The organism is Amycolatopsis sp. WGS_07, from assembly GCF_045278895.1.
Lineage (GTDB): Bacteria > Actinomycetota > Actinomycetes > Mycobacteriales > Pseudonocardiaceae > Amycolatopsis.
The window spans coordinates 1,075,393-1,100,309 of record NZ_CP136053.1 but is presented as its reverse complement, the minus strand read 5'-3'; the positions used below and the strand labels follow the sequence as shown (position 1 = coordinate 1,100,309).

Here is a 24,917-nt window from a genome sequence, read left to right as displayed (position 1 = left end):
ACGAACCACCCGTTCCGCCCGCCCCGCCCGGTAGCGTGCGAATCCGGTACGGCATACGGAACGGGGGACGTGGTGGCACGGGCAGGCGCGCGGCCGATCATCGTGGTGCTCGCCTCGTGCGGGCTGGTGGCTTCGTTCATGCAGACGCTGGTCATCCCGTTGATCCCGGCGTTCCCGAGACTCCTGCACACCACGCCGACGGACGCGTCGTGGGTCGTCACCGTCACGCTGCTCGCGGCGGCGGTCTGCACCCCGGTCGCCGGGCGGCTCGGCGATCTTTACGGTAAGCGCCGCGTGCTGCTGGTGAGCCTGGCCGTGCTGATCGCCGGGTCCGTGGTCTCGGCGCTCACCAGCTCGCTCGCGCTGATGATCGTCGGCCGCGGGCTGCAGGGCTGTGCGATGGGCGTCATCCCGCTCGGCATCAGCATCATGCGCGACGAACTGCCCGCCGAACGCGTCAGCGGCGCGATTTCGCTGATGAGCGCGACGCTCGGCGTCGGCGGCGCGATCGGCCTGCCGGTGGCGGCGATCGTGGCCGAGCACGCGGACTGGCACGTCCTGTTCTGGGGCGCGGCCGGGCTCGGGCTGGGTTGTGCGCTGCTGATTCTGCGCTTCGTCCCGGAATCGCCGGTCCGTGCGCCCGCGCCGTTCGATTTCCTCGGCACGCTCGGGTTGATCGTCGGCCTCACAAGTCTGTTGCTGCCGATCGTCAAGGGCGGCGAGTGGGGCTGGGGCAGCCCGGCGACGCTCGGGTTCGCCGCGACGGCGGTGGTCGTTCTCGCCGGCTGGGGCTGGTATCAGCTGCGCCGCCGTGACCCGCTCGTCGACCTGCGCGTTTCGGCGCGACGGCCGGTGCTGTTCACGAACCTCGCGTCAATCCTGGTCGGCTTCGCGATGTACGCGATGTCCCTGTCGTTCCCGCAGCTGCTGCAGGCACCTTCGGCGACCGGCTACGGACTTGGCCTCACCATGGTGCAAGCCGGTCTGTGCCTCGCGCCGAACGGCCTGGTGATGATGGCGCTGTCCCCGGTATCCGCACGCCTCACCAATCGCTACGGTGCCCGCGTCACGCTCATGACCGGCGCGATCGTGATCGCGGTCGGCTATCTCTTCGCGATTTTCCTGATGGCCAACGCGGTCGAGCTGATCATCGCGTCGGTGATCATCGGCGCGGGCGTCGGAATCGCTTACGCCGCAATGCCCGCGCTGATCATGAGCGCGGTCCCGGTCACCGAAACAGCCTCGGCGAACGGGCTCAACTCGCTCATGCGTTCCGTCGGCACCTCGACGTCGAGCGCCGTCATGGCGACGATGCTGGCCCACCTGACGATCACCGTCGGCACGTTCACGGTGCCGTCGCTCGCCGGTTTCCGCGCCACGTTCGCGGTGGCCGCCGTCGCGGCGCTGGCCGGGCTGGCGTTGACCGCGGTGGTCCCGCGGGTCCGTGCCGCCAGCCCGGAACTCGCCCGCGTCTAGAGCAGCGGCGGGACGGCCGCGTCGATCAGGTGCGGCCCCGGCTCGGCGACCGCGCGCCGGAACTGTTCAGCCAGCTCCTCCGCGGTCGTCGCCCGAGTCGCCGGAACGCCCATGCCTTCGGCGATCTTCACGAAGTCCAGGTCCGGACGCCCGATGTCCAGCAGTTCCTTCGCACGCGGTCCGTCGCCGGACGCGCCGACGCGCTGCAGCTCCATCCGCAGGATCGCGTACGCGTTGTTGTTGAGCACCACCGTGGTCACGTCGAGGTTCTCGCGCGCTTGCGTCCACAGCGCGGAGATCGTGTACATCGCGCTGCCGTCGGATTCGAGGTTGATCACCGGCCGCTTCGGAGCCGCGATCGCCGCACCGACAGCCACCGGCATGCCGTAGCCGATCGCGCCGCCGGTCAGGGTCAGCACGTCGTGCCGGGGCGCGCCCGCCGTCGCGGCGGGGAGCATGAGACCGGACGTGTTCGCCTCGTCCACGATGATCGCGTTCTCCGGCAGCAGCGCACCGATCACGTCGACCCAGTTCTGCACGGTGAGCGGACCGCTTGGCAGCTCCGGTCGTCCCGCTTCCTGCAGGACCGGCTCGGTGTCGGCGGCGACCAAAGCGGCGACCGCTTCGAGCGCGGCGGAGACGTCCTGGCCGACCGACGCGAGCACGTGCACCTCCGCGCCTTCCGGAGTCAGCTCGCTCGGCATGCCGGGGTAGGCGAAGAACGACACCGGAGCCTTCGTGCCCGCGACGATCAGGTGCTTGATCCCGTCCAGCTGGTACTTGGCCTGTTCGGCGAGATACCCCAGCCGTTCGATGTTCGGCAGCCCGGCACCGCGCTCCAGCCGCGCCGGGAACGTCTCGGCGAACGTCTTCGCGCCGGTCGCCGTGGCGATCCGGCTGGTCGCGCGCAAACCGGCTTCGTGGCAAGCAGCTCCGCCGATCAGCAACGCCACCGGCTCGCCGCTGCGCAGCACGTCCGCGATCTTCCGCACGGTCGTCGCGTCGACCGTCTGCGGCACGCGCGGTGGAATCGGCGCGCAGGTTTCGCCGCCCTCGCCCCACGACGCGTCGGCGGGAAGGATCAGCGTCGCGACCCGGCCGGGTGCGTCCTGCGCTGCCGCGACCGCCGCCGCCGCGTCCGCGCCGACGTCCTTCGTGTGTCCCGACCGGCGCACCCAGCCTTCGAGCGCGCCCGCGATGGCGTCGATGTCCGACTCCAACGGAGCGTCGTACTGCTTGTGATAGGTGGCGTGGTCGCCGATCACGTTGACCACCGGCGTGTGCGCGCGTCGCGCGTTGTGCAGGTTCGCCAAGCCGTTGCCCAGCCCGGGGCCGAGGTGCAGCAGCGTCGCCGCGGGCTTGCCGGCGACGCGCGCGTACCCGTCCGCGGCACCGGTCACGACGCCCTCGAACAGCGCGAGGACGCCGCGCATCTCCGGCACCGAATCGAGCGCGGCGACGAAGTGCATCTCCGACGTGCCGGGGTTGGAGAAGCACACGTCGACCCCGCTGTCGACGAGCGTGCGGATGAGGGACTGGGCGCCGTTGAGCGTGCTCACTGTGCTCACTTTCCGGTTTGCGCGAACAGAACGCCGGGGTTGAGGATCCCGGCCGGGTCGAAGCTGTCCTTGACCCGGCGCAGCAGATCGAGCTTCGCCGGGTCTTCGAGTTTGGCGTAGTACTTCGTCTTGGTACGACCGAGGCCGTGCTCGCCGGAGATCGCGCCGCCCAGCTCGTACGCGTAACCGAAGATGTCGGTCAGCAGCTGCGAGCGGGTGTCCGGGTCCTTGCAGAAGATCGCCAGGTGGACGTTGCCGTCGCCAGCGTGCCCGCAGCCGATCGCGCCGCCGCCGGTCGCCATCGCCAGCTCGCGGGCTTTCGCCAGGAACTGCGGCATCGCGGTCCGCGGCACCACCACGTCGATCACGTCGTCCGCACCCGCGGCTTTGGCGTTCCAGAAGGCTTTTTCGCGGGCTTCGATGAGCTTGCGCGCGGCTCCGCCTTCGAGCACATACGCGTCGGCCGCGCCGAGTTCGACGAGCAGCTCGCCAAGCGCCTCGACGTCCTCGCCGAGCCGGTCGGCCACGCGGTTTTCCAGCGCCACCGCCAGATACGCCTGGGTCCGGTCGCGGATTTCCGCCGGGACGCCCAGTTCGAGCTTGTCGTTGTAGACCATCGCGGCCATCGTCATGTTGTCGATGTACTCGAGGATCTGCGGGGCCAAACCGCTTGCGGCGATCTTCGGCACCGCCGCCATGACCTGCTCGAAGTCGTCGAACGGGGCGAGCACGGTCGCGCCGTGCGGCAGCCGCGGCTGCAGCTTCACGATCACCTCGGTCACCAGCGCGAGGGTGCCCTCCGAGCCGATGATCAGCTGGGTGAGGTCGTAGCCGCTGGAAATCTTCGACATCCGGCCGCCGGTGCGGATGATCTCGCCGGTCGCGAGCACCGCCTGCAGACCCGAGACGTTGCCGCGGGTGATGCCGTAGCGGATCGCGCGCATGCCGCCGGCGTTGGTGCCGACAGTGCCGCCGACGCTCGCGCTCAACTCACCGGGGTAGACAGGATAGGTGAGGCCGTGCTCGGCGGTCTTCGCGTCGAGTTCGGCCAGCGTGACGCCCGGCTGGACCACGGCGACGTGGTTGCCGGTGTCGATCTCGAGCACCGAGTTCATCCGCTCGAACGAGACGACCAGCCCGCCTTCGACCGGACGCGCCGCGGCCGACAATCCGCTGCCGGACCCGCGCGCGGTCACCGGGATGCCCTCGGCGGCGGCGATCTTCAGCAGCGCGGAGACCTCTTCGGTGGTCGCGGGCTTCGCGACGTACGCGGGTTTCTGGCCCGGCGTGCTGAGCGCCTCGTCGTGCGCGTAATCGTCGGAAATCGCGTCACCGGTCAGCAGGTTCCCAGCTCCGACGGCACCTGCCAGCTGTGCTGCGATCTCGCTCATGCCACTCCTTCGTGCGCGCGCGTACGTCGTGGCCGAGCCTAGCCGTTCTGTCGCCGGACTGGCCATGAATAGTTTTCACGTTAGCCGACGCGGGCACGAAAAGGCCACGCCGCGCGCGTGGCCAAGAAGGGGAACCACAGCAGGGACCGGCCCGCGCCAACAGGCCGGCCCCTGGGTTAATCCTCGGTGCCGGTCAGACGAGCCAGCCGAGCACGTGCGCCAGGTGCGCGAGCAGACCCGAGATCAGGTCGTGGCCGTGGTGCACGTGCTGGGTGAACATCTGCATTGAGGGGCTCCTTGTTCGGATTGTTCTTCTGTGGTGCTCTCGCGAGGAGCCAACGCAGATTTCCACCGGTGCTGTCGCAGTGTCAAAACGCGGTTTTCCCAGTGCTGGCAACGGATTGGCCGCCGGAGAATCTTCCCATGTTAAACATGTAAGGCTTTCGGGTTTGCTGCCGGGGGTGCATTGTGGACTCTTCGCCACGGTTCGTAGCGAAGGCCGCGTCCGATCACCCTGGGTAGCAGACGCGCACTGCGGCAACCGGGCGGCGTGTCCCCTCGAACCGGTGAATGCGAAGCCACGATTGGTGAGTTGCCGAGGTTCACACCGCCGGGTGATCATCGGGGCCGGATCCCTTGTCCGGCAGCGAATCCCGGCCCGGGTTCATGATCGCGGAGGGTTAACCCGGCCTCACTCCGGAGGGACAATCTGGCTCGATCGGGACAACAAAGGGCCGGTCCCTCCGTAGCGGAGAGACCGGCCCTGGCTGGGTGACCCGTCAGTCAGCGCGGGCGAACGACAGCGTCTCGCCTTCCACGCCGCGCAGCCACAGGTCCTGCGCGGCCGCGGCCATCTCGGACAGGCCTTCCTCGATCGTCGCGAAGACGTTGCCGGGCACCCAGCCGGCGTCGCCGTTGATCAGGAGGTTGTTGCGGCCGTAGAAAATCGCGAGATCCGTGGCACCCTGGTCGCTGTGCGCCTCGCTGCCCTCGTCGTAGCCGTACGCCGGGTTGCCGATTTCCCATGCCTCGAAGCCGAAGTAGACGACGTCGCCCGGAATCGGGGTAATGGTCGGGTTCTCGCGGCCCGGCTTGGGCTCCGCGAAGGGCGGCACGAGCGTGTAGACCTCGTTGCGCGCGTACTTCGCGTGGTACGCCGAACCGCTCTGCGGGAGCGCGTCCCACACCGCCTTGCAGGTGCGCGGTGCTTCGTCGTCGAGCAGCCGTGCGCGACAGGTGACGCCGCGCTTGTCGAGGCTGATGGTGATGTAGCGCGCCATGCCTCAGCTCCCCGTGACCGAAGTGACGACCTCGCCCCAGATGCGCAAAGCGTCGTCGACCTGTTCCGCATTGACGACCAGGGGCGGCACCATGCGCACGACGTTCGAGTACGCACCACAGGTGAGCAACAGCAGTCCGCTCTTGGCGGCCGCCTGCTGCGCGGCCTGCGCGGTGGCTGTGTCCGGTTCGCCGTCCGCAGTAGTGAACTCAGTGCCCACGAGGAGCCCGAGACCGCGTACGTCGCCGATAGCCGGCGTCTTGTCCGCGATGACGCGCGCGCCCTCGAGAAGCTGACGGCCGCGCTCCGCGGCGTTCTCGACCAAGCCTTCGTCCTGAATGACGTCGAGCGTCGCGATCGCTGCTGCACACGACACCGCGTTGCCGCCGTACGTGCCGCCTTGCGAACCTGGGTACGCCTTTGCCATCAGCTCTTCCGAAGCAGCGATGCCCGACAGCGGGAAGCCGCTGGCGAGGCCCTTCGCGATCAGCACGACGTCCGGGCGGACGTCGAAGTGGTCGTGGCCCCAGAACTTGCCGGTACGGCCGAAGCCGGCCTGCACCTCGTCGAGCACCAGCAGGATGCCGTGCCGGTCGGCGCGCTCGCGCAGCCCGGCCATGAACGCGGTGTTCGCCGGAACGTAGCCACCCTCGCCGAGCACCGGCTCGATGAAGAACGCGGCCGTCTCGTTCGGCGCGGAGACGGTCTGGAAGAGATAGTCCAGCTCGCGCAAGGCGAACTTCGTCGCCGTCTCCTCGTCCCAGCCGTAGTGGTAGGCGTACGGGAACGGCGCGACGTGTACGCCGGACATCAGCGGCGAGATGCCCGCGCTGAACCGCGTGCCGGAGGTGGTCATGGTGGCGGCGGCGACCGTGCGGCCGTGGAAGCCGCCCTGGAACACGATGACGTTCGGCCGCTTCGTCGCCTGCCGGGCCAGCCGCAGCGCGGCCTCGACGGCTTCGCTGCCGGAGTTCGCGTAGAAGAGCGAATCGAGCCCGGACGGCAGCACGTCGCCGAGCTTGCGGGTCAGTTCGAGCAGCGGCTGGTGCATCACCGTCGTGTACTGGCCGTGCACGAGCTTGCCGATCTGCTCGCGCGCGGCTTCGACCACGCGCGGGTGACAGTGCCCGGTGCTGGTCACCCCGATGCCCGCGGTGAAGTCGAGATGACGTTTCCCGTCCACGTCGTAGAGGTAAACCCCTTCACCGTGGTCGACGACGACGGGCGTTGCCTGCTTGAGCAGCGGGGAAAGCTGGGCCATGCGGCGCCCTCCTGGGATGCGGGTGGAGACGGTTGTCGATTGTTGACAATATCCATAGCATGAGTTCGGGACAACAGGAACAGGAGCAACCTGGATGAGCGGGATCACCGAGAACGGCGTCGTGGGCGCGGTCGGCAAGGAACTCTTCATCGGCGGCAAGTGGGTCGCCGCGCGCAGCGGGAAGACCTTCGACGTGCAGGACCCCTCCACCGGCGAGGTGCTGTGCCAGGTCGCGGACGCCGGGCCGGAAGACGGCCTCGCGGCGCTCGACGCGGCGGTCGCGGCACAGGCCAGCTGGGCGGCGGTCGCGCCTCGGGAGCGCGGCGAAATCCTGCGCCGCGCGTACGACAAGCTCATCGAGCGCCGCGACGAACTGGCGCTGCTGATGACCCTGGAGATGGGCAAGCCGCTGGCCGAGGCGGCCGGGGAAATCACTTACGCCGCCGAGTTCTTCCGCTGGTTCGCCGAGGAGGCGGTGCGGATCGACGGCGGATACGCGGTGGCCCCGAACGGCAACGGCCGGTTCCTGATCACCCGCCAGCCGGTGGGCCCGACGCTGCTGATCACGCCGTGGAACTTCCCGATGGCGATGGGCACGCGCAAGATCGGCCCGGCGGTCGCCGCGGGCTGCACGATGGTGATCAAACCGGCCGCGCAGACGCCGCTGTCGATGCTCGCGCTCACCCAGATCCTCGCCGACGCCGGGTTGCCCGAGGGCGTGCTGAACGTCGTCACCACCAAGGACGCGGGCGGCGTGATGGAGCCGCTGATCCGCGACGGACGCGCGCGCAAGCTGTCGTTCACCGGCTCGACCGGGGTCGGGCGCAAGCTGCTGGAGCAGTGCGCGGAGAAGGTGCTGCGCACGTCGATGGAGCTGGGCGGCAACGCGCCGTTCGTCGTGTTCGACGACGCGGACCTGGACGCCGCGGTCGAGGGCGCGATGCAGGCCAAGATGCGCAACATCGGCGAGGCGTGCACCGCGGCCAACCGGTTCTACGTGCAGCGTGGCGTCGCGGAGGAGTTCTCCCGCCGGCTCACCGAGCGGATGCAGGCGCTGCCGATGGGGCGCGGCACCGACGAGGGCGTCGTGGTCGGCCCGCTCATCGACGAGGCCGCGGTGAACAAGGTGACCGAGCTGGTCAAGGACGCCACCGACAAGGGCGCGCGGGTGCTCACCGGCGGTTCGCGGGTCGAGGGTCCCGGCCACTTCTACCCGGCGACGGTGCTCACCGACGTCCCGGTCGACGCCCGGCTGGCCAGCGAGGAAATCTTCGGCCCGGTCGCGCCGATCACGCCGTTCGACACCGAGGACGAGGCGGTCGAGAAGGCCAACGACACCGAATTCGGCCTGGTGTCCTACCTGTTCACCAGCGATCTGAAGCGCGCGCTGCGGGTGTCGGAACGCTTGGAGGCCGGGATGATCGGCCTCAACCAGGGCATCGTGTCCAACCCGGCGGCCCCGTTCGGCGGGGTCAAGCAGTCCGGTCTCGGCCGCGAGGGCGGCACGGTCGGCATCGACGAGTTCCTGGAGACCAAGTACATCGCGGTGAGCCTGTGACACACCGGATTGCGAGCATCCCGGGCGACGGGATCGGCGTCGACGTCACGATCGAAGCGCGGCGCGTCCTCGACGCGGCCGCGGCGAAGTACGGCTTCTCGTTGGAGTGGACCGAATTCGACTGGAGCTGCGAGCGGTACGCGAAGACCGGCGCGATGATGCCGGAGGACGGCGTCGCGCAGCTGTCCGGCTTCGACGGGATCCTGCTCGGCGCGGTCGGCTTCCCCGGCGTCGCCGACCACGTTTCCTTGTGGGGCCTGCTGATCCCGCTGCGGCGGGCGTTCCAGCAGTACGTCAACCTGCGGCCGGTCCGGCTCCTTCCGGGCACCACCTCGGTGCTGGCCGGGCGGAAGGCGGACGAGCTGGAGATGGTGATCGTCCGGGAGAACTCCGAGGGCGAGTACTCGGCGATCGGCGGACGGCACAACGCCGGGCGGCCGGACGAGTTCGTGCTGCAGGAATCGGTGTTCACGCGGGTCGGGGTGGAACGGATCATCCGGTACGCCTTCGAACTCGCGCGCACGCGTTCTCAGCACGTCACCTCGGCGACGAAGTCCAACGGGCTGATCCACTCGATGCCCTACTGGGACGAGATTTTCGCCGAGGTCGCGGCGCGGTACCCGGACGTCCGCGCGGAACAGTGCCATGTGGACGCGCTCGCCGCGCGGATGGTGCAGGCCCCGGACCGGCTCGACGTGGTGGTGGCGTCGAACCTGTTCGGCGACATCCTGAGCGATCTCGCGGCCGCGATCACCGGCGGACTGGGCATGGCTCCGTCGGGAAACATCAACCCATCAGGTGAGTTTCCGTCGATGTTCGAGGCGGTCCACGGGAGCGCTCCGGACATCGCCGGGCAGGGCATCGCGAACCCGGTCGCACAGATCCTCGCCGGTGCGATGCTGCTCGACCACCTCGGTGAAACCGTTGCCGCACAAGCGATCCGCGCCTCGGTCGACGAGGTCCTGACGGCGGGCGAAACGCTCACCCCCGACCTCGGCGGAACCGCTACCACAACCGCGCTCGGCACCGCGGTGGCCGCTTCGCTCCGCTGATTTTTCGTCGGTGCCGCGCGCTTCACTCTTCTCGTGACCCGCCGACGGGTCCCCGAGGGGAGGAGGCACCGATGTGCCAGATGTGCGAGGAACCGGAAAGATCCGAGGAGCAGTACCTGATCGAGGTGCTGGACCGGATCCGGGAGTACGGCTGGTGCGTCCAGGGCGTGCTGGGACAAGGTTCCCGGCCGTCCTGGGCGTACACCGCGGGCCTGACCGCGCAAGGTTTGCCCGAGTTGGTCGTCACCGGATTGTCGCCGCACCACGCGGCATATCTGCTCAACACGGCGGCCGAACACGCGCTGCACACCGGCCCGCCGATACCGGGGGAGCAGTGGCTGCTGCCCCGGCTGCCGCGCGTGGAGGTCGTGCGGATCGGCACCCCCGCTGTGCACCTGCACGTCGCGGTTTCCTGCTATGGCACGGGAATCGAGGCGGTGCAGCTGGTCTACGCGGACCCGGCGGGGTGGTTCCCGTGGTCGCCGCACTACAACCTCGGCTTCGGCGGACAGCCCGTGCTGGGGGTGCGCAATGCCTGAATTCTCTTTGCCGCGAAAGGGTTTTCGACGCTTTCGGCCGGTAGAATCGGAGTATGCCCCAACTTCTGGCACCCACGGTCCTCCTGCACCGCGCCTGGCTGGAAGCGCACAACGAATGGGGTCCCGGCCTCCACGAGGACGGCTTCGGCCTGTCCGCCTCGGACACGGTCGGTTCTCCAGCGGGATTCGCCTCCTGGGTAAGCGCATTGACGCGGAGCCCGGCCGTCCACCGCTGGCTAGTCGATGGCGACCAGGTGCTCGGCGGGATCGCCTTGCGTTCTGGGCCAGCCGAGTACGTGCGGTGGGCCGGGCACATCGGCTTCGGCATCCGTCCCTCGGCGCGTGGCCGTGGGCTCGGTTCCTGGGCGCTGCGCCAGATGCTGGCCGAAGCGCGGAGCCAGGGCCTGTCTCGCGTGCTCTTGGTGTGCGCGGCGGAGAACCTGGCCTCCGCCAAGACGATCGAACGCGCTGGCGGGGTGCTGGAAGAACTTCGCCAGACCGAGCACGGACCGGTGCGGCGCTACTGGATCCCGCTGTCGGACTGACCTGTTCAGGTAGCGCGTTCCGTCGCCGCGATGGCCTCGCGGAGCGTCCGTCGTGCCTGCTCGATGCCCTCCGCCCGGCGGTCGAGTTCGGTGAGCTGAGTGCGCAGCGCGCCCAGCACCCCCGGGCACGGGCGCAGCGAGCCGTCCGTCTCGGCGCACGGCAGCATCCGCTTGATCAAGCTCGTCGGCAGCCCAGCCGCCAGCAACGCGCGAATCTGGCGCACGGTCTGCTCGGCGGCGGGGGCGTAGTCGCGGTACCCGTTGGGCCGCCGGTCCGCGGTCAGCAGCCCGACGCGTTCGTAGTACCGCAGGAGCCGTTCGCTGGTACCGGTGCGCTCGGCCAGCTGCCCGATCCGCATCGTCCCTCCGCTGAGCTTGACCTTGGCATGGTGTCAACGTTCAACACTGACCCCGGCGACCGCATTCCGCGCGCCGAACCCGACCGGGAGTCTTTGGTGATCATCGACGCACACAGCCACGTTCACGACCCAGCGCACCAGCACGTTGCCCTGCTGGACGAAGCCGGAGCTGACCGCGCTGTGCTCTTCGCGACCAGGCCGCACCCCGAACGAGCCGTCGACCTGGCTTCGTTCCGCCGGGAAATGCGCGTGCTGGACGTCGCGCTCAGCGGCGAGCCCGGCGACGGCTACCAGTCCGCCTGGCAAGAACTGGACGCCGCTCTCGCCGCATACCCCGACCGTTTCCTGGGCTTCCGCTCAGTCCGCCTGGACCTGCCCGAGGACCAGGTCGCCGCGGAGGTCGAGCAGGCCGCGCGGGGCTTCTATGGAATCGGCGAACTGACCCCGCCCCCGGACGCCGCCGCCCGGATCGAACCAGTCCTGCGCGCGGCGACCGACCACAATGGACTCCCCGTGGTCGTGCACGGCTCCGCCCCGACCACCGAACGAGACCTGTCGACCCTGGCCGAGCTGGCCCGCCGCTACCCAGCCGTGCCGCTGGTCCTCAGCCAGTTAGGCGGCGCACACTGGCTCACCGCGATCGACCTGGCCCGCGAAACGCCCAACGTCTACCTGGAACTGTCGACGGCAAGCATCATCTTCGCGGTCCGCCTGGCTATCACCGAGGTCCCAGACCGCACGATGTTCGGCTCAGACGCGCCCTACGGCGACCCAGTCCTGGCCCGCGCGACGATCGAACGCGTGACCCCGCCGGGAGAACTACGAGCCCGAGTCCTGGGCGGCACAATGGCGGAGGTGCTGGGGCTGTGAACTTCGCACCGTTCAGAAGGGCACCCGCTGCCGGACGCCGCGCTTTCTCCCGCGTGGCTGCCGCCGCCTGGAACCTGCTGGCAGCACTCACCTTCCGGGACAGGAGGGCAGGCTGCCTTCGCCGCGGCGGGCGGGTGCCGCGGGCTCGTGAGTGTTCGCGCCGGTTAGAACCGGCGTGGCCGCTCACGAGGGCTGGGCTGCGGGGCGTAGGCGTAGCGCCGCTCGCGAACCCCTCCGCCTCACTCGGCCGCCGCGATCCCGTCCTTCAGGCTCCGCCCCGGCAGCAACCGGCTGATCGCGTCCTCCATGTGCGCGTCCAGCAACTGCAGCGCGGTCTCCTCGTCGCCCGAGCGCAGGGCTTCGATGATCCGCGTGTGTTCCTCCAGCCGATCCTCCACGCCCTGATACGTGCTCTGCAGCAACGTCAGGCACATCCGCGTCTCGATCAGCAGCGTCCGGGCCATGCGCACCAGCCGTTTGCTGCCGGAGGCGTTGATCAGCGCCTCGTGGAACCGGAGGTCCGCCTCGGACAGCGCGGCCGGATCGTCCGCGGCCGCCGCCATGTCGGCCACGTTCTGTTCCAGCGTCGCGGCCACTGCCTCGCGGTCGCCGCGGAAGGCGCACAGCAGGGCGGCTCTTTCCACGGCCGAGCGGGCGAGGTAGATGTCGAACACGTCCGCCGGTTCGAGGTCGATCACGAACAGGCCGCGGTGGCGTTCGCTGCGCAGCAGGCCCTCGGACACCAGGTGCTGCATCGCCTCGCGCAGCGGGCCGCGCGATACCTGGAAGCGGGCGGCCAGGTCGGTCTCGCCGAGCTGAGTGCCCGGCGGCAGCGCGCCGGTCATGATCGCGTCGCGCAGCTGGCGGGCGATCACGGCGGCGGTCGATTCCCGGCTCACCGGTTCTATGTCAGGCAGTGCGACCACGGGTCAGCCCTTCGTCCGGAACAACGCGCCCAGCGAACGCACCAGCCTGCTCGTGCCGGTCAGCCGGAGGCCTTCCCACACGGTCACCTGGTTGGCGGTCAGCACCGGCTTGCCGAGTTTCTCCTCGATGGCGGTGATCTCGCCGAGCGTGCGCATCGCGGTGTCGGGCACGAGCACCGCGTCGGCGTCCGGGTGGTCGTGGCTCACCGCGAGGTCCACCACGGCCTCGGGCGCGAGCTGGCCCACCTCGGCGGCGGTGTCGATGTCCGCGCTCGACATCGAGAGCACCTCGACGCCGCCGGCGGCGAGGAAGTCCACGAACAGCCGGGCCACGTCGTCCGGGTAGCTAGCGGCCACCGCGACTCGTTGTACGCCAAGGGCTTTCGCCGCGTGCACGAAGGCGAACGAGGTGCTCGAAGCGGGCACTCCGGCGGCCGCGGCGAGCTGGTCGGCCTGGTTCCGCGCGCCGTCCCAGCCGTACACGAAGCTGCCGGACGTGCAAGCCCACACGACGGCTTCCGGCTGGTGCTTCGCGAGCAGCCGGGCGCCTTCGGCGAGCCGGGTTTCGCTGCCGAGGTCGAGCAGTTCCGGCACGGCGTGCAGGTCGGTGCCGTAAATGTGCGCGACCGGCAGGCTGATGTCGCCGAGAAGCTGTTCCGCGAGCGGGTAGTCGTCCTCGGCCGCGTGGTCGGGGTAGATGAAGCCGATCGTGGTCACGAAACCTCCGGGATGCGCAAATTGTCGACAATATTACCGGGACGGGTCAAGACACCTCCCGCAGCCACTGGCCCGGGCCCACGATCGGCAGCCGCATCCGTCGCAGGCACGCCCACATGGTCAGCTGGTTGGCGGTCAGCACGGGTTTGCCGAGCGCCTTCTCCAGCGGTTCGATCAGGTCGAACGTGGGGAGGTTGGTGCAGCTGACGAAAATCGCCTCGGCCTCGCGGTGGTCCGCGGCCAGGATCCGCTCGGCGATGGTGCGGTAGCTGACCTTCCAGATGCCGCCGCCCAGCCCGAGGTGGTCGCTGGACACGGTGTCCACGCCGACCTCGGCGAGGAAGTCGTGGAGTTTGCCGGTGAGGTCGGCGTCGTACGGCGTGAGCACCGAGACGCGGTGCAGGTCGAGCTGGTGCAGCACCTCGACGAGGGCGCCGGAGGTGGTGACCGCGTCCGGCGCGCCCGCGTCGCAGATCGCCTTGGTGAGGGAGCGTTCGTAGTCGATGCCGTTCACGAAGCTGCCGGAGGTGCACAGGTACGCGACCACCTCGGGCTCGACGTGCAGCACGTCGCGGGTGGCCGTGGCGAGGTGCCTGCTGTCGCTCACCAGCTGCGCCATCTCCATGCTCACCGGGACGGGTTCGTACGGGGTGCGGGCGAGATGCAGCGACACCTCCATCGGCACCCAGCGCCACAGTTCGCGCTCGAGCGCGAGGTCGAACGGCGCGATCACGCCGATGCCGCGCTGGGCGAGCGGGCCCTCGAACGCGAGGAAGTCCAGATCCAAGGTTCAGCCTCCGGAATACGCCTGTGCCGATGCCCGTCCGGTGCTCCGGGGGTGGTCCTCGGATTGTTGACAATCATACGAGCCACTTTTACCGTGTCAATCGTGAACGCCCCGGAAACCCCCGTTCTGGCAGTGCTCTGCGGGGCAGCCCAACCACCGGACATGGCCGCTATCGAAGACGCGGCGGTGGTTCGTTACACCGACGAGCGCGGGCTCGCCGGCGCTCTCGCCGGGGCCGACGCGCTTTTCGTCTACGACTTCCTGTCCGGAGCCGTCCCCGGGGCCTGGCACGCGGCGGACCGGTTGCAGTGGCTGCACATCGCGAGCGCGGGCGTCGATCCGGTGCTGTTTCCCGGGCTGCGCGAGAGCGACGTTGTGCTCACGAACTCGCGCGGGGTGTTCGACGACGCCATCGCGGAGTACGTGCTCGGCGTCGTGTTGTCGTTCGCCAAGGATTTCGCGCGGTCGCTCGACCTGCAGCGCGCCGGCAAATGGCAGCACCGCGAGACCGAGCGGATCGCCGGACGGGAGGTGCTCGTGGTGGGCACCGGGCCGATCGGCCGGGCCATCGCGCGGATGCTGCGCGCGGCCGGGATGCGCGTGTCCGGGGCCGGGCGGCGGGGGCGCGTCGGGGATCCGGATTTCGGCGTCGTGCACGTATCCGCCGAGCTGACGCGGTATTTGCCCGAGTTCGACTACGTCGTCGCGGTCGCCCCGCTCACCGATCAGACCAAGGGCATGTTCGACGCGGCCGCGTTCGCCGCGATGAAGCCGTCCGCGCGGTTCGTGAACGTCGGCCGCGGCGAACTGGTGGTCACGTCCGATCTGATCGCGGCGCTGGAGGCCGGGGAGATCGCCGGCGCCGCGCTCGACGTGTTCGAAACCGAGCCGCTGCCCGCCGAAAGTACACTGTGGACCATGCCGGACGTGCTGCTGTCCCCGCACATGTCGGGCGATTTCCTCGGCTGGCGGCGGACCCTGGTCGAGGTGTTCGCGGGGAACTTCCGGCGCTGGCTCGCCGGGGAGCCGCTGTGGAACGTCGTGGACAAACGGCTCGGCTATGTGCCGTCCGAATCGCAGGGAGGCGCCGGATGGGCGACCGGGAACTGACCGCCAGCGAACTCGTCGCCGCCTACGCTACGGGCGAGCTTTCGCCGGTCGAGGCGACGAAGAGCGCCCTGCAGAACATCGAGGACCGCGACGGCGAGGTCAACGCGTACTGCCTGGTCGACGCCGACCGCGCGCTCGAACAGGCGAAGGCGGCCGAAGTCCGGTGGCGCGACGGGAATCCGATCGGCTGGCTCGACGGCGTCCCCGCGTCGATCAAGGACATCTTCCTCACCCAGGGCTGGCCGACGCTGCGCGGTTCCACGAGCATCCCGGCCGACCAGCCGTGGGAGGTCGACAGCCCGGTGATGGCGCGGATGCGCGAGGCGGGCCTGGTCGTGCTCGGCAAGACGACCACGCCGGAGATCGCGTGGAAGGGCGTCACCGACAGCGCGCTCGCGGGCGTCACGCGCAATCCGGTGAACCCGCGGATGACCGCGGGCGGGTCCAGCGGCGGCAGCGCGGCCGCGGTCGCGGCGGCGATGGGCGAGCTGTCCGTCGGCACCGACGGCGGCGGTTCGGTGCGGATTCCCGCGTCGTTCTGCGGGATCGTCGGGATGAAGCCGACTCACGGCCGGATCCCGCTGTACCCGGCGAGCCCGTTCGGCCCGCTCGCGCACGCCGGTCCGATGGCGCGCAGCGTGGACGACACCGCGCTGCTGCTGGACGTCCTCGCCATGCCGGACCACCGCGACCCGACCGGCCTCGCGCCGCCGATCAGCGCGTACCGCGAGGCAGTGCGGCGCGACGTGCGCGGGCTGATCGCGGCGTTCTCGCCGACGCTCGGTTTTGTCGACGTGGACCCGGAAGTCGCGGCGATCGTCGCGTCGGCGGTGCAGTCGCTCGCGGACGCCGGGTTGCAGGTGGAGCAGGCCGACCCCGGGTTCAGCGACCCGAAGGACGCCTTCGACGTGCTGTGGTCCGCCGGTGCGGCGAAGTCGCTCGACGCGTTCCCGCCCGGCAGCGAGGCGCGGGTCGACCCGGGCCTGCTTCGCGTCTGGGAGCGGGGCCGCACCTACTCGGCGGGCGATTACCTCGACGCCACCGCGGAACGCGCCGCGCTCGGCATCCGGATGGGCGAGTTCCACACCCGCTACGACGTGCTGCTCACGCCGACCGTCCCGATCCCGCCGTTCGAGGCGGGGCACGACGTGCCGCCGGGCAGCGGGATGACCGAATGGCCGGAGTGGACGCCGTTCACCTACCCGTTCAACATGACGCAGCAGCCGGCGATCAGCGTCCCGGCCGGGCGCACCGAATCCGGCCTCCCGGTGGGGCTGCAGATCGTGGGCCCGCGGCATTCGGACGACCTGGTGCTGGCGGTGGCGAAGCTGCTGGAGGAGGTCCGGCCCTGGGCCGCCCCGTGACGCCCCGCCGGGAGATTCTCGGCACGTTTTCCCCGCGAGCAGCTGTGGCAGGCTGTCGCCCATGACCGAGTTCACCGCGCCCATCGACGACCGCTGGTTCGAGGACTACCGCGAGGGATCGGTGTACGAGTTCGGCGACACGACCGTCACCGAAGCGGAGATCATCGAGTTCGCCGAGAAGTACGACCCGCAGAGCTTCCACGTGGACCCGGTGGCGGCGAAGGAGGGCCCGTTCGGCGGGCTGATCGCGAGCGGATGGCACACGTCCAGCCTGATGATGCGGATGTTCGCCGACCACTACCTGTCGTCGGTCGCGAGCCTCGGCAGCCCCGGCATCGACGAGCTGCGCTGGCCGCGTCCAGTGCGGCCGGGGGACCGGCTGCGGATGCGGGCGACCGTCACCGAGGCGCGGCGGTCGAAGTCGAAGCCGGACCGCGGCCTGATCCGCACCCGGATGGAAGTGTTCAACGGCGACGACGAGCTGGTGTTCAGCGCGAGCGCGGTCAACTTCCTGTCGGTGCGACCGGAGCCGCCGGCCGGTTCGTGAGCTGCCGGATCTGGCGGCTGCACAGCGCGAGCCCGGTCGAGACGAGGACCAGCATCCCGCACGCGACGAGCACCGGCTCGCGGCCGAAGTGCTGCACGAGGGGACCCGCCGCGATCTGCCCGAGCGGCATCGCGGCGATCGACCCCAGCATGTCGTAGGAGTACACGCGGGCGAGCCGGTCGGGCGGGATGTGTTCCTGCAGCGAGACGTCCCAGGCGACGGCGAACTGTTCCATCGTCAGCCCGGCGATCAGCATCGCGATCAGCAGCGGGACGAGGGACGGCCACCAGCCGAGCGTCAAGACCGGCAGCGCGTCCATGAACACCAGGGCCACCCCGGCGAACAACGCGCGCCGCGGCTGCCAATGCGCGGCGACGATCCCGCCGAGCAGCGCGCCCGCCGTCTGCATCGCCAGCGCCAAGCCCCATCCGGACCGCCCGAAGGTCTCGTCCGCCACGACCGGCCCGATGACCACGAGCGCGCCCATCCCGGCCGCGTTGACGACGCCGAACTGCGCCACCACCGCCCACACCCAGGTGCGGGACCGGAACTCGTGCCATCCGGCGATCAGGTCGGCGATCGGCCGAGCGCCTGGAACTCGCTCGGCCCGCGGCAGCCGGACGGCGTGATAGGCGAGCGCGGCGGCGAAGAACACCAGCGCGTTCACCGCCAGCGCCCAGCCGGATCCGGCCGCCGCCACCGCGACCCCGGCGACTCCGGCCCCGGCGATGCGGCCGCCGTTGACGAGCAGCCGCAGCAGCGCGTTCGACGGGGCCAGCAGGTCTCGCGGCACGGTCTGCGGAGTGATCGCCGCCGCGGCGGGCAGCGACATCGCCGAGACCGCCCCGTTGACCACGCTCAGCGAGACCAGGAACGGGATCGAGCCGAATCCACAAAGGACACTCGCGGCGATCAGCGCCTGGCTGAGCCCGGCCGCGATCTCGGTGCCCTGCAGGATCATCGCTCGCGGCAGCCGGTCCGCGAGCACCCCGCCGAAAAGCAGCAGCAGCACGTTCGCCAGCGACCGGGCCCCGACCACCAGCCCGAGATCGACCGCCGACCCGGTGCGGTCGAGCACCGCGAACGCGAGCGCGACCGGAGCGACCGAGTTGCCGAAGACGCCGAGCGTCCGTCCGGCGGCGAGGGCGCGAAAACTGCGGTGCCGCAACGGCTCCAGGAGGCTCACCTCGCGAGCATCCTCGGGCTGTCAACCGAATAATCAGCAGCTGGGACAGCTCGGCAAGGCCGGGCAATAATGCTGTGCTCGACTCATGCGGACGACGATTCTTGGCCGCAGCGGCCTCGAAGTGTCCCGGATCGCCTTCGGTACCGGCGGATTCGGCGGGCAGTGGGGAAGCTTCGACGAGGACACCGCGATCGCGGCGATCCGGCGCGCGCACGAACTCGGCATCACCCTCTTCGACACCGCGCGGGCTTACGGCACCGCCGAAGCGCTGCTGGGCAAAGCGTTGCGCAGCGAACTCGACCATCGCCGCGACAGTGTCGTCATCGCGACGAAGGGCGGGACGAATCCCGGCTCCGAACGCATCCGCGATTCCCGCCGCGAATGGCTCGCCAAGGGGGTAGACGACAGCCTGCGCGCGCTGGGCGTCGACCACCTCGACCTGTACCAGATCCATTGGCCCGACCCGCGTACGCCAGCCGCCGAGGTCGCCCGAACGCTGCAGGAGTTCGTGGACGCGGGCAAGGTCCGCCACGTCGGAGTCTCGAACTACGACTCCGCCCAGCTCAGTGCCTTGAACGAGACGGTAGAAACCGTGCAGGTGCCGTATCACCTCTTCCGGCGCGGCGCGGAAACCGACCCGCTCCCATACGCCCGCGCGCATGACCTCGGCGTGCTCGCCTACAGCGCGCTCGGCAGCGGTCTGCTCACCGGTTCACTGACCGCCGAGACAGTCTTCGACCCGTCGGACTGGCGGTCGCGTTCGTCCGCTTTCCGCGGAGAGTCATTGCGGCACAACCTGAAGATCGTCGACCAGCTCGCCGCGTTCGCCAAGGAGCGAGGCGCGACAGTGAGCCAGCTGGCCATCGCGTGGACGCTGGCGAAGGTGGACGTGGCCATCGTCGGCGCCCGCCGCCCGGCCAGCATCGAGAAGAGCGCGACCGACTTCCAGCTAACCCCGGCCGACCTCGCCGAGATCGACCGGATCATCGCCGACGCCGTGCCGGTCGGCGGGGCCAGCCCGGAAGGCATCGACTGACCGGCTGACTGACCGGCTACCGGGTCGCGAATTCCAGTTCGGCGAGCGCCGTGTCCAGGTGCGTCAGGATCCGCTGCAGGTGCGGGACGCTGCGCCGGCATCCGGTGATGCCGAAGTCGAGGTTGTCCCCGTTGCTGGTCAGCGTGATGTTCAGGGCCTGCCCGTCGAGCAGCACCGACGCCGGGTAGATGCCGTCGAGCGCCGCGCCGTTCCAGTACATCTGCTTGCGCGGGCCGGGGACGTTCGAGATCACCAGGTTGAACGGCGGCCGCGTGTTGCCGACGACCCCGGGGATCGGCGACGCGCCGAGCTGGGCCACGTTGATCCCGGACAGCAGCAGCGTCTGCAGCGGCGACAGCTGCGAGAACAGCTTCTTGCCGTTCGACATCGACTCGGAGATCGCGGCCAGCCGCCGCGCCGGGTCGGTCTCGTCGGTGGCCAGGTTGCAGAGCAGCGCGCCGATGTTGTTGCCGGTCGCGTCGCCGGAGTCGCGGCGGCGCAGCGACACCGGGACCATCGCGACCAGCGGCGCGTCCGGCAGCGCGCTCTGTTCGATGAGGTAGTCGCGCAGCGCGCCGGAGCACATCGCGAGCACGACGTCGTTGCGGGACACACCGGCGGCGGTCGCGACCTCGCGCACCCGCTCGAGCGGCCAGGACTGCGCGGCGAACCGGCGCGCGCCGCCGATCGGCACGTTCAGCATCGTCTTCGGCGCTTGCATCGGCAGCGTGAGCCGGTGCTCGCGGAACGCCTCGCGCGCCACCTTCGCCGCGGCCGGCGCGATGCCCGCGACCTGCTCGAACGTCTTGCCCACCAGCGCGAACGGGGAGGTGGACGAACGCCCGTTCCGGTGCTCGGCGGGCTTCTCCCGTGACCCCCACGGCGGCGGGCAGTCCAGGTCGGCGGGGTCGTCCGACAGCGTGCCCTGCAGGTGCCTCAGCGCTGAAACGCCGTCCATCAGCGCGTGGTGAATTTTCGAGTACACCGCGAACCGGCCGTCGCGCAGTCCCTCGATGAGGTGCGTCTCCCACAGCGGCCGGTGCCGGTCGAGCAGCGTGCTGTGCCAGCGCGAGGTGAGTTCGAGCAGTTCGCGGATCCGGCCCGGCTGCGGCAGCGCGGAATGCCGGAAGTGGTAGTCGAGTTCCAGGTCGGTGTCGCGCGACCAGCGCACGTGCCCGACCGTGTTCACCGGACGGCTCGGCCGCATCCGGAACACGCCGCGCATGTTGTCCGATTCCAGCAGGCTCCGGCGGAGATCGCGCAGATAGTCCTCGCCCGCGCCGTCGGGTTTGCGGAACAGCTGGAGCCCGCCGACGTGCATCGGGTGCTCGCGGGTCTCGACCATCAGGAACATCGAGTCGGTCACCGGCATCAACGGCATTCGGCCACCCCTTTCCGCGGTGCCGGGAACCTCGGCGTGCCCGGCCCCCGGAGTGTACGCACGAAAAAGGCGGCGGTTCGCGTCTCGCACGGCCAGGTGGGGGACAACCGATGACAAACCCTGTCCGGTGCCGTGTCTGCAGCTGCTTACTGGGGGCGGATACCATCGCTGGCGTGGCAGGACGGACTGGAGCTCAGCAGCTGGGGGACGCGCTCACGGCTCTCGGGACCGAAGTGGTGTTCGGCCTGCCGGGGGTCCACAACCTGCCGCTGTGGGAGGCGTTGGCGGACACCGGGATCCGGCTCGTCAACGTCCGGCACGAACAGACCGCGGGCTACGCGGCCGACGGTTATGCCCGCAGGACGGGAAAACTCGGCGTCGCCCTCGTGACCACCGGCCCTGGCGCGGCGAACACGCTCGGCGCGGTCGGCGAAGCGATGGCGTCGGCGGCTCCGGTGCTCGTGATCGCCACGGATATCCCGTCGACGCTGCGCCGCCCGGGCGTGGTGCGCGGGGTGCTGCACGAAACTTCGGACCAGCAGGCGATGTTCGCGCCGGTGACCAAGGCCGGGTTCACCGTGCACCGCGCGGACCAGATCGGCACGACGCTGCACCGCGCGGCCCGGCTCGCGCTGATGCCGCAAAGCGGTCCGGTGTATTTGGGCATTCCGACCGATTTCCTCCGCGAACCCACCCCGCCGCGCGAACCGCCCGCGCCGCCCGCCGAGCGCGTGCTCGACCTGCCGGACCTGCCGCGCGCGGCGGATCTGCTGGCGGCCGCGCGCCGTCCGCTGATCTGGGCCGGCGGCGGTGCGTTGCGCGCCGAAGCGGGCGAAGCGATCGGGCATCTCGCCGAGCGACTGGCCGCGCCGGTGCTCACCACGTTCGGCGCGCGCGGCCTGCTTCCGCTCGATCATCCTTGCCTGGCCCCGAATCCGGTGCACGCGCCGGAGGTCGGGCAGCTGTGGGACGAGGCCGACGTGGTGCTCGCGATCGGCACCGACTTCGACGGCCTGATGACGCAGAACTGGCAGATGCCCGCGCCGCCGAAGCTGATCGCGATCAACGTCGACGCCGGCGACGCGGCGAAGAACTACCGGCCGGATGTCACCCTCGTCGGCGACGCTCGCCGCGTCGTCGAATCCCTGCACCCGGAACCGCGGCCGGGGCTGGACGAGCTGACCGCGCGGCTGGCCGGCATCGGCCGCCGGGTGCGCAGGCGCATCCGCGACGAGGAACCGCAGGCCGCCGACTTTCTGTCCACTTTGGAGGAAGTGCTCCCCGAGGACGGCACGATCGTCACGGACATGTGCGTCGCCGGGTACTGGATCGGCGGCTTCCACCGGGTCCGCGCGCCGCGTCGGCTGGCCTACCCGATGGGCTGGGGCACGCTCGGCTACGGTTTCCCGGCGTCGCTCGGCGCGGGCGCGGCAGCCGAGGCGGCCGGCGGCGGACGCGTCCTGTGCGTCACCGGCGACGGCGGTTTCCTTTACGCGGTAGGAGATCTGGCGACGCTCGCGGAGGAGCAGCTGCCGGTCACCGTCGTGGTGGTGGACGACGGCGGCTACGGGATGCTGCGGTTCGATCAGGATCAGGAAGGCCTGCCGCACCGAGGCGTCGACTGGGACAGCCCGGACTTCGTCGGACTGGCCCGCTCGTTCGGCGTGCACGCGGACCGCGTGTCCGGCTTCGGCCGCGCGTTTCGCCGCTTGCTGAGCGAATTCGTGGAATCGGACGAGCCGAACGTCCTGGTGGTGCGCGCGAAGCTGAAGCCGCCGCTGAACACTTCGCCGCGGTGGTACCGGAAGCCGCGCAGCTGAGCTACGCGGGGTCCTCGCGCAGGGAGTTGATCATGCTCCGCAGGCTCCGGAACGCGGCTGCCTGTTCGGCCTCGGTCATCCCGGACAGCATCCTGACCTCGACGGACCGGACCGCCGCGGTCGCCTTCTCCAGACTCCGCCGTCCGCGAGGAGTGAGCCGCGCGGGAAGGGCCTTCCCGACCGGTGCCTCCGCGGGCCTGGTCACGTAACCGTCCCGCTCCAGGGCCTGGAGCAGCACGTTCATCGTCTGCCGGGTCACGAACGCGCCCCGCGCGAGTTCGGAGTTCGACAGCCCCGGGCGCTGGGCCAGCAGCTCGAGGCAGGCGTAGTGCGTCACGTTCATCCCGAGCGGACGCAGCACCTCCTCCATCGCCGCGCGCAGGACGCTCGACGCCTCCTTCAGCAGATAGCCCAGTGACGTGTTCAGGTCGACCCCGCCTTGACTCATGTCAGGATTCTGACATACATTGAGCTATGTCAGAAGACTGACACGAAGAAAGGAACAGCTTCATGCCCGCCACCGGCCCCGACTTCCTCTCGCTGCAAGCGCGTGACCTGAGCGCCTCGCAGGCGTTTTACGAGCAGTACCTCGGCCTCGTCCGCTCGCCGGCCGGGCCGCCGCACGCCGTCGTCTTCGAAACGAAGCCGATCGTGTTCGCGCTCCGCGAGATCGTTCCCGGCACGGACCTCGCGTCCGTCGCCCAGCCCGGCCTCGGCGTCGCGATCTGGCTCCACGCCACCGACGTCCAGTCCATTCACGACGCTCTCGCCGCCGACGGCCACCGCATCGTCTCCGCGCCGATCGACGGCCCCTTCGGCCGAACGTTCACCTTCGCCGACCCCGACGGCTACCACGTCACCCTCCACGACCGTGGCTGAGGCGAACACCCTGGTCTTCGGGGCGACTGGAGCGCTCGGCCGCCACGTTCTGGACGCGCTGGCGGCTCGGGGAATCAGCCCCGAAACGATCACCGCGGCTGGCCGGAATCACACGCGCCTCGGGGAGCTGGCTTCCGCCGGGTTCTCCACTGCGGCCATCGATCTGTCGGATTCCGCTGCCGTCGCGGAACTCGTGGCCAGGCACCGCGACGTCGTGTTGATCTCGGGCCGGGATCCGGACCGGCTGGCGCAGCACGAGTCGGTCATCGAGGCCGCGAAGAACGCGAACGCCCGGCACGTCTACTACACCAGCGGCGTCCGAGCCGACGACGTCCGGTTCGAGATCAATGCGGACCACCGGGCGACCGAGGAAGCCCTCATCGCTTCCGGAGTGCCGTACACGATCCTGCGGAACACCTGGTACATCGAAAACTATGCGCAGTCGCTGGCCGGTCCTCGCTTCACCGGCGTTCTCGCCGCCGCGACCGGTGACGCGGTCGTCGCGGCAGCCAGCCGGAAGGACCTGGCGGAGGCATTGGCCGTCGTGGTCACCACAACCGGGCACGACAACGTCACTTACAGCCTTTCCGGGGACACGGACTTCGCCTACGCCGACATCGCCAAAGCGATGTCGGTAGTGCTGGAGCGAGAAGTCACGTATCAGCCGGTCGCTCCCGAAGAATTGCGGGAAATTCTCCTCAATTCCGGAATGGACGGCGAGCTGGCCAGCTTCTTGGTCAGCCTCGACGAAACCATCGCCGCCGGGGTTTTCGCTCGGGTCGGCAACGATCTCTCCCGGCTGCTCGGCAGGCCGACAACGAGCCTCGTCGAGGGGCTGACGGCACAGTGAACAGCCCCGATCAGCGGTTCTGGATCAACACCGTCACCCTGGACCACGTCGAAGCGGCCATCGAGGGCAGCTTCACGCAAGCGGATCACGGGGCTGGCAAACGTCTTCGCCAGCCCCGTCCCGGCGACGAGATGATCTTTTACTCGCCGCGCACCAGCCTGCAGAACGGAAAGCCAGTCCGGCAGTTCACCGCGTGGGCCACTATTACCGGTGAAAAGCCTTATCAGGCCTATGTCAGCGAGGACTTCCAGCCGTGGCGGCTCGCAGTCGACTTTCACGCGTGCGAACGGGTGGACGCGAAACCGCTGGTCGGCCAGTTGTCCTTTATCGCCGACCCCACGCATTGGGGTTTGCCGTTTCGCCGAGGATTGTTTCAGATTCCGCAGCGGGATTTTTCGACGATCATCGCGCGCATGGCCGGGTGA

The 24,917-nt window shown here is 69.8% G+C and carries 25 protein-coding genes; 14 read left to right on the top strand and 11 right to left on the bottom strand.

The features are described from left to right. Window positions 1-72 precede the first annotated feature (72 nt). Window positions 73-1,476, top strand: coding sequence for an MFS transporter (locus tag RPX00_RS05045; protein WP_406642768.1), 1,404 nt, complete (start codon window positions 73-75; stop codon window positions 1,474-1,476). Here the strand turns inward: RPX00_RS05045 and RPX00_RS05040 are convergent. The 4 genes from RPX00_RS05040 to RPX00_RS05025 form a co-directional block, all read right to left on the bottom strand. Beyond that, complete coding sequence (locus tag RPX00_RS05040) at window positions 1,473-3,035, bottom strand: acetolactate synthase large subunit (protein ID WP_406637928.1); 1,563 nt, start codon at window positions 3,033-3,035, stop codon at window positions 1,473-1,475. The genes RPX00_RS05045 and RPX00_RS05040 overlap by 4 nt on opposite strands. 5 nt (window positions 3,036-3,040) lie before the next feature. Continuing rightward, a complete protein-coding gene (locus RPX00_RS05035) occupies window positions 3,041-4,426 on the bottom strand; it encodes an FAD-binding oxidoreductase (protein ID WP_406637926.1) in 1,386 nt (461 codons plus the stop codon). Between the two features lie 779 nt (window positions 4,427-5,205). Then, window positions 5,206-5,706 (bottom strand): DUF3830 family protein, encoded by a 501-nt coding sequence (locus tag RPX00_RS05030; protein WP_009082826.1) that lies wholly within the window; start codon window positions 5,704-5,706, stop codon window positions 5,206-5,208. Between the two features lie 3 nt (window positions 5,707-5,709). Then, window positions 5,710-6,966, bottom strand: a complete 1,257-nt coding sequence (locus tag RPX00_RS05025) for an aspartate aminotransferase family protein (RefSeq protein WP_406637924.1) — start codon at window positions 6,964-6,966, stop codon at window positions 5,710-5,712. Window positions 6,967-7,060: 94 nt separating this feature from the next. Between RPX00_RS05025 and RPX00_RS05020 the strand changes: the two genes are divergently transcribed. The 4 genes from RPX00_RS05020 (at window position 7,061) to RPX00_RS05005 (ending at window position 10,660) form a co-directional block, all read left to right on the top strand. After that, a complete protein-coding gene (locus tag RPX00_RS05020; RefSeq protein WP_406637922.1) occupies window positions 7,061-8,524 on the top strand; it encodes an NAD-dependent succinate-semialdehyde dehydrogenase in 1,464 nt (487 codons plus the stop codon). Further along, on the top strand, window positions 8,521-9,576 hold the full coding sequence (locus RPX00_RS05015; RefSeq protein ID WP_406637920.1) for a tartrate dehydrogenase: 1,056 nt from the start codon (window positions 8,521-8,523) through the stop codon (window positions 9,574-9,576). The genes RPX00_RS05020 and RPX00_RS05015 overlap by 4 nt, the downstream gene beginning before the upstream one ends. Window positions 9,577-9,647: 71 nt before the next feature. Further along, window positions 9,648-10,115, top strand: coding sequence for a DUF4262 domain-containing protein (locus tag RPX00_RS05010; protein WP_406637919.1), 468 nt, complete (start codon window positions 9,648-9,650; stop codon window positions 10,113-10,115). Window positions 10,116-10,168: 53 nt separating this feature from the next. Further along, window positions 10,169-10,660 carry a GNAT family N-acetyltransferase gene (locus tag RPX00_RS05005; RefSeq protein WP_406637917.1) on the top strand — a complete coding sequence of 164 codons (492 nt, stop codon included), beginning with the start codon at window positions 10,169-10,171 and terminating at the stop codon, window positions 10,658-10,660. 5 nt (window positions 10,661-10,665) lie between these two features. Here the strand turns inward: RPX00_RS05005 and RPX00_RS05000 are convergent, their stop codons facing one another. Next, complete coding sequence (locus RPX00_RS05000; protein ID WP_406637915.1) at window positions 10,666-11,019, bottom strand: MerR family transcriptional regulator; 354 nt, start codon at window positions 11,017-11,019, stop codon at window positions 10,666-10,668. A 30-nt stretch (window positions 11,020-11,049) separates the two neighbouring features. On the opposite strand from RPX00_RS05000, the gene RPX00_RS04995 reads away from it, so the two are divergent. Next, complete coding sequence (locus tag RPX00_RS04995; RefSeq protein ID WP_406637913.1) at window positions 11,050-11,889, top strand: amidohydrolase family protein; 840 nt, start codon at window positions 11,050-11,052, stop codon at window positions 11,887-11,889. Between the two features lie 239 nt (window positions 11,890-12,128). On the opposite strand, the gene RPX00_RS04990 is transcribed toward RPX00_RS04995, so the two are convergent. From RPX00_RS04990 to RPX00_RS04980, 3 genes are read right to left on the bottom strand one after another with little or no spacing between them, the layout of a single operon-like run. Next, window positions 12,129-12,815 carry a GntR family transcriptional regulator gene (locus RPX00_RS04990; RefSeq protein WP_406637911.1) on the bottom strand — a complete coding sequence of 229 codons (687 nt, stop codon included), beginning with the start codon at window positions 12,813-12,815 and terminating at the stop codon, window positions 12,129-12,131. 3 nt (window positions 12,816-12,818) lie between these two features. After that, window positions 12,819-13,532, bottom strand: a complete 714-nt coding sequence (locus RPX00_RS04985) for a maleate cis-trans isomerase (RefSeq protein WP_406637909.1) — start codon at window positions 13,530-13,532, stop codon at window positions 12,819-12,821. A 46-nt stretch (window positions 13,533-13,578) separates the two neighbouring features. Beyond that, entirely contained in the window at window positions 13,579-14,319 is a 741-nt protein-coding gene (locus tag RPX00_RS04980; protein WP_354747425.1) for an Asp/Glu/hydantoin racemase, read from the bottom strand. A 162-nt stretch (window positions 14,320-14,481) separates the two neighbouring features. On the opposite strand from RPX00_RS04980, the gene RPX00_RS04975 reads away from it, so the two are divergent. The 3 genes from RPX00_RS04975 (at window position 14,482) to RPX00_RS04965 (ending at window position 17,340) form a co-directional block, all read left to right on the top strand. Further along, window positions 14,482-15,429: a D-2-hydroxyacid dehydrogenase gene (locus tag RPX00_RS04975; RefSeq protein ID WP_406637907.1), complete on the top strand. Its 948-nt coding sequence runs from the start codon at window positions 14,482-14,484 to the stop codon at window positions 15,427-15,429. Further along, window positions 15,411-16,793 carry an amidase gene (locus tag RPX00_RS04970; protein WP_406637905.1) on the top strand — a complete coding sequence of 461 codons (1,383 nt, stop codon included), beginning with the start codon at window positions 15,411-15,413 and terminating at the stop codon, window positions 16,791-16,793. The genes RPX00_RS04975 and RPX00_RS04970 overlap by 19 nt, the downstream gene beginning before the upstream one ends. Window positions 16,794-16,854: 61 nt before the next feature. Next, entirely contained in the window at window positions 16,855-17,340 is a 486-nt protein-coding gene (locus RPX00_RS04965; protein WP_406637903.1) for a MaoC family dehydratase, read from the top strand. Here the strand turns inward: RPX00_RS04965 and RPX00_RS04960 are convergent. Beyond that, entirely contained in the window at window positions 17,297-18,526 is a 1,230-nt protein-coding gene (locus RPX00_RS04960; protein WP_406637901.1) for an MFS transporter, read from the bottom strand. The genes RPX00_RS04965 and RPX00_RS04960 overlap by 44 nt on opposite strands. Before the next feature lie 85 nt (window positions 18,527-18,611). Here RPX00_RS04960 and RPX00_RS04955 point away from each other — a divergent pair, with 85 nt between their 5' ends. Continuing rightward, window positions 18,612-19,562, top strand: coding sequence for an aldo/keto reductase (locus RPX00_RS04955; RefSeq protein WP_406637899.1), 951 nt, complete (start codon window positions 18,612-18,614; stop codon window positions 19,560-19,562). Between the two features lie 16 nt (window positions 19,563-19,578). On the opposite strand, the gene RPX00_RS04950 is transcribed toward RPX00_RS04955, so the two are convergent. Next, window positions 19,579-20,943 (bottom strand): WS/DGAT/MGAT family O-acyltransferase, encoded by a 1,365-nt coding sequence (locus RPX00_RS04950; RefSeq protein ID WP_406637897.1) that lies wholly within the window; start codon window positions 20,941-20,943, stop codon window positions 19,579-19,581. A gap of 173 nt (window positions 20,944-21,116) precedes the next feature. On the opposite strand from RPX00_RS04950, the gene RPX00_RS04945 reads away from it, so the two are divergent. Next, a complete protein-coding gene (locus RPX00_RS04945; RefSeq protein WP_406637895.1) occupies window positions 21,117-22,763 on the top strand; it encodes a thiamine pyrophosphate-binding protein in 1,647 nt (548 codons plus the stop codon). Window position 22,764: 1 nt separating this feature from the next. On the opposite strand, the gene RPX00_RS04940 is transcribed toward RPX00_RS04945, so the two are convergent. After that, window positions 22,765-23,211, bottom strand: a complete 447-nt coding sequence (locus tag RPX00_RS04940) for a MarR family winged helix-turn-helix transcriptional regulator (protein ID WP_406637893.1) — start codon at window positions 23,209-23,211, stop codon at window positions 22,765-22,767. Between the two features lie 62 nt (window positions 23,212-23,273). On the opposite strand from RPX00_RS04940, the gene RPX00_RS04935 reads away from it, so the two are divergent. The 3 genes from RPX00_RS04935 to RPX00_RS04925 are packed head-to-tail and all read left to right on the top strand — an operon-like array spanning window position 23,274 to window position 24,917. After that, window positions 23,274-23,642 carry a VOC family protein gene (locus RPX00_RS04935; RefSeq protein ID WP_406637891.1) on the top strand — a complete coding sequence of 123 codons (369 nt, stop codon included), beginning with the start codon at window positions 23,274-23,276 and terminating at the stop codon, window positions 23,640-23,642. Then, entirely contained in the window at window positions 23,635-24,492 is an 858-nt protein-coding gene (locus RPX00_RS04930; RefSeq protein WP_406637889.1) for an NAD(P)H-binding protein, read from the top strand. Before RPX00_RS04935 ends, RPX00_RS04930 begins: the two co-directional genes overlap by 8 nt. Further along, the gene (locus tag RPX00_RS04925) at window positions 24,489-24,917 is read left to right on the top strand and encodes an EVE domain-containing protein (protein WP_406637887.1); all 429 of its coding nucleotides are present in this window, start codon (window positions 24,489-24,491) and stop codon (window positions 24,915-24,917) included. The genes RPX00_RS04930 and RPX00_RS04925 overlap by 4 nt, the downstream gene beginning before the upstream one ends.

Coding starts and splice junctions, on each gene's coding strand:
- RPX00_RS04975 (WP_406637907.1), top strand. CDS start 14,482: ATGGCCGCTATCGAAGACGCGGCGGTGGTTCGTTACACCGACGAGCGC.
- RPX00_RS05025 (WP_406637924.1), bottom strand. CDS start 6,966: ATGGCCCAGCTTTCCCCGCTGCTCAAGCAGGCAACGCCCGTCGTCGTC.
- RPX00_RS05000 (WP_406637915.1), bottom strand. CDS start 11,019: ATGCGGATCGGGCAGCTGGCCGAGCGCACCGGTACCAGCGAACGGCTC.
- RPX00_RS05035 (WP_406637926.1), bottom strand. CDS start 4,426: ATGAGCGAGATCGCAGCACAGCTGGCAGGTGCCGTCGGAGCTGGGAAC.
- RPX00_RS04935 (WP_406637891.1), top strand. CDS start 23,274: ATGCCCGCCACCGGCCCCGACTTCCTCTCGCTGCAAGCGCGTGACCTG.
- RPX00_RS05010 (WP_406637919.1), top strand. CDS start 9,648: ATGTGCCAGATGTGCGAGGAACCGGAAAGATCCGAGGAGCAGTACCTG.
- RPX00_RS04965 (WP_406637903.1), top strand. CDS start 16,855: ATGACCGAGTTCACCGCGCCCATCGACGACCGCTGGTTCGAGGACTAC.
- RPX00_RS05020 (WP_406637922.1), top strand. CDS start 7,061: ATGAGCGGGATCACCGAGAACGGCGTCGTGGGCGCGGTCGGCAAGGAA.
- RPX00_RS04955 (WP_406637899.1), top strand. CDS start 18,612: ATGCGGACGACGATTCTTGGCCGCAGCGGCCTCGAAGTGTCCCGGATC.
- RPX00_RS04940 (WP_406637893.1), bottom strand. CDS start 23,211: ATGAGTCAAGGCGGGGTCGACCTGAACACGTCACTGGGCTATCTGCTG.
- RPX00_RS04970 (WP_406637905.1), top strand. CDS start 15,411: ATGGGCGACCGGGAACTGACCGCCAGCGAACTCGTCGCCGCCTACGCT.
- RPX00_RS05005 (WP_406637917.1), top strand. CDS start 10,169: ATGCCCCAACTTCTGGCACCCACGGTCCTCCTGCACCGCGCCTGGCTG.
- RPX00_RS04950 (WP_406637897.1), bottom strand. CDS start 20,943: ATGCCGTTGATGCCGGTGACCGACTCGATGTTCCTGATGGTCGAGACC.
- RPX00_RS05030 (WP_009082826.1), bottom strand. CDS start 5,706: ATGGCGCGCTACATCACCATCAGCCTCGACAAGCGCGGCGTCACCTGT.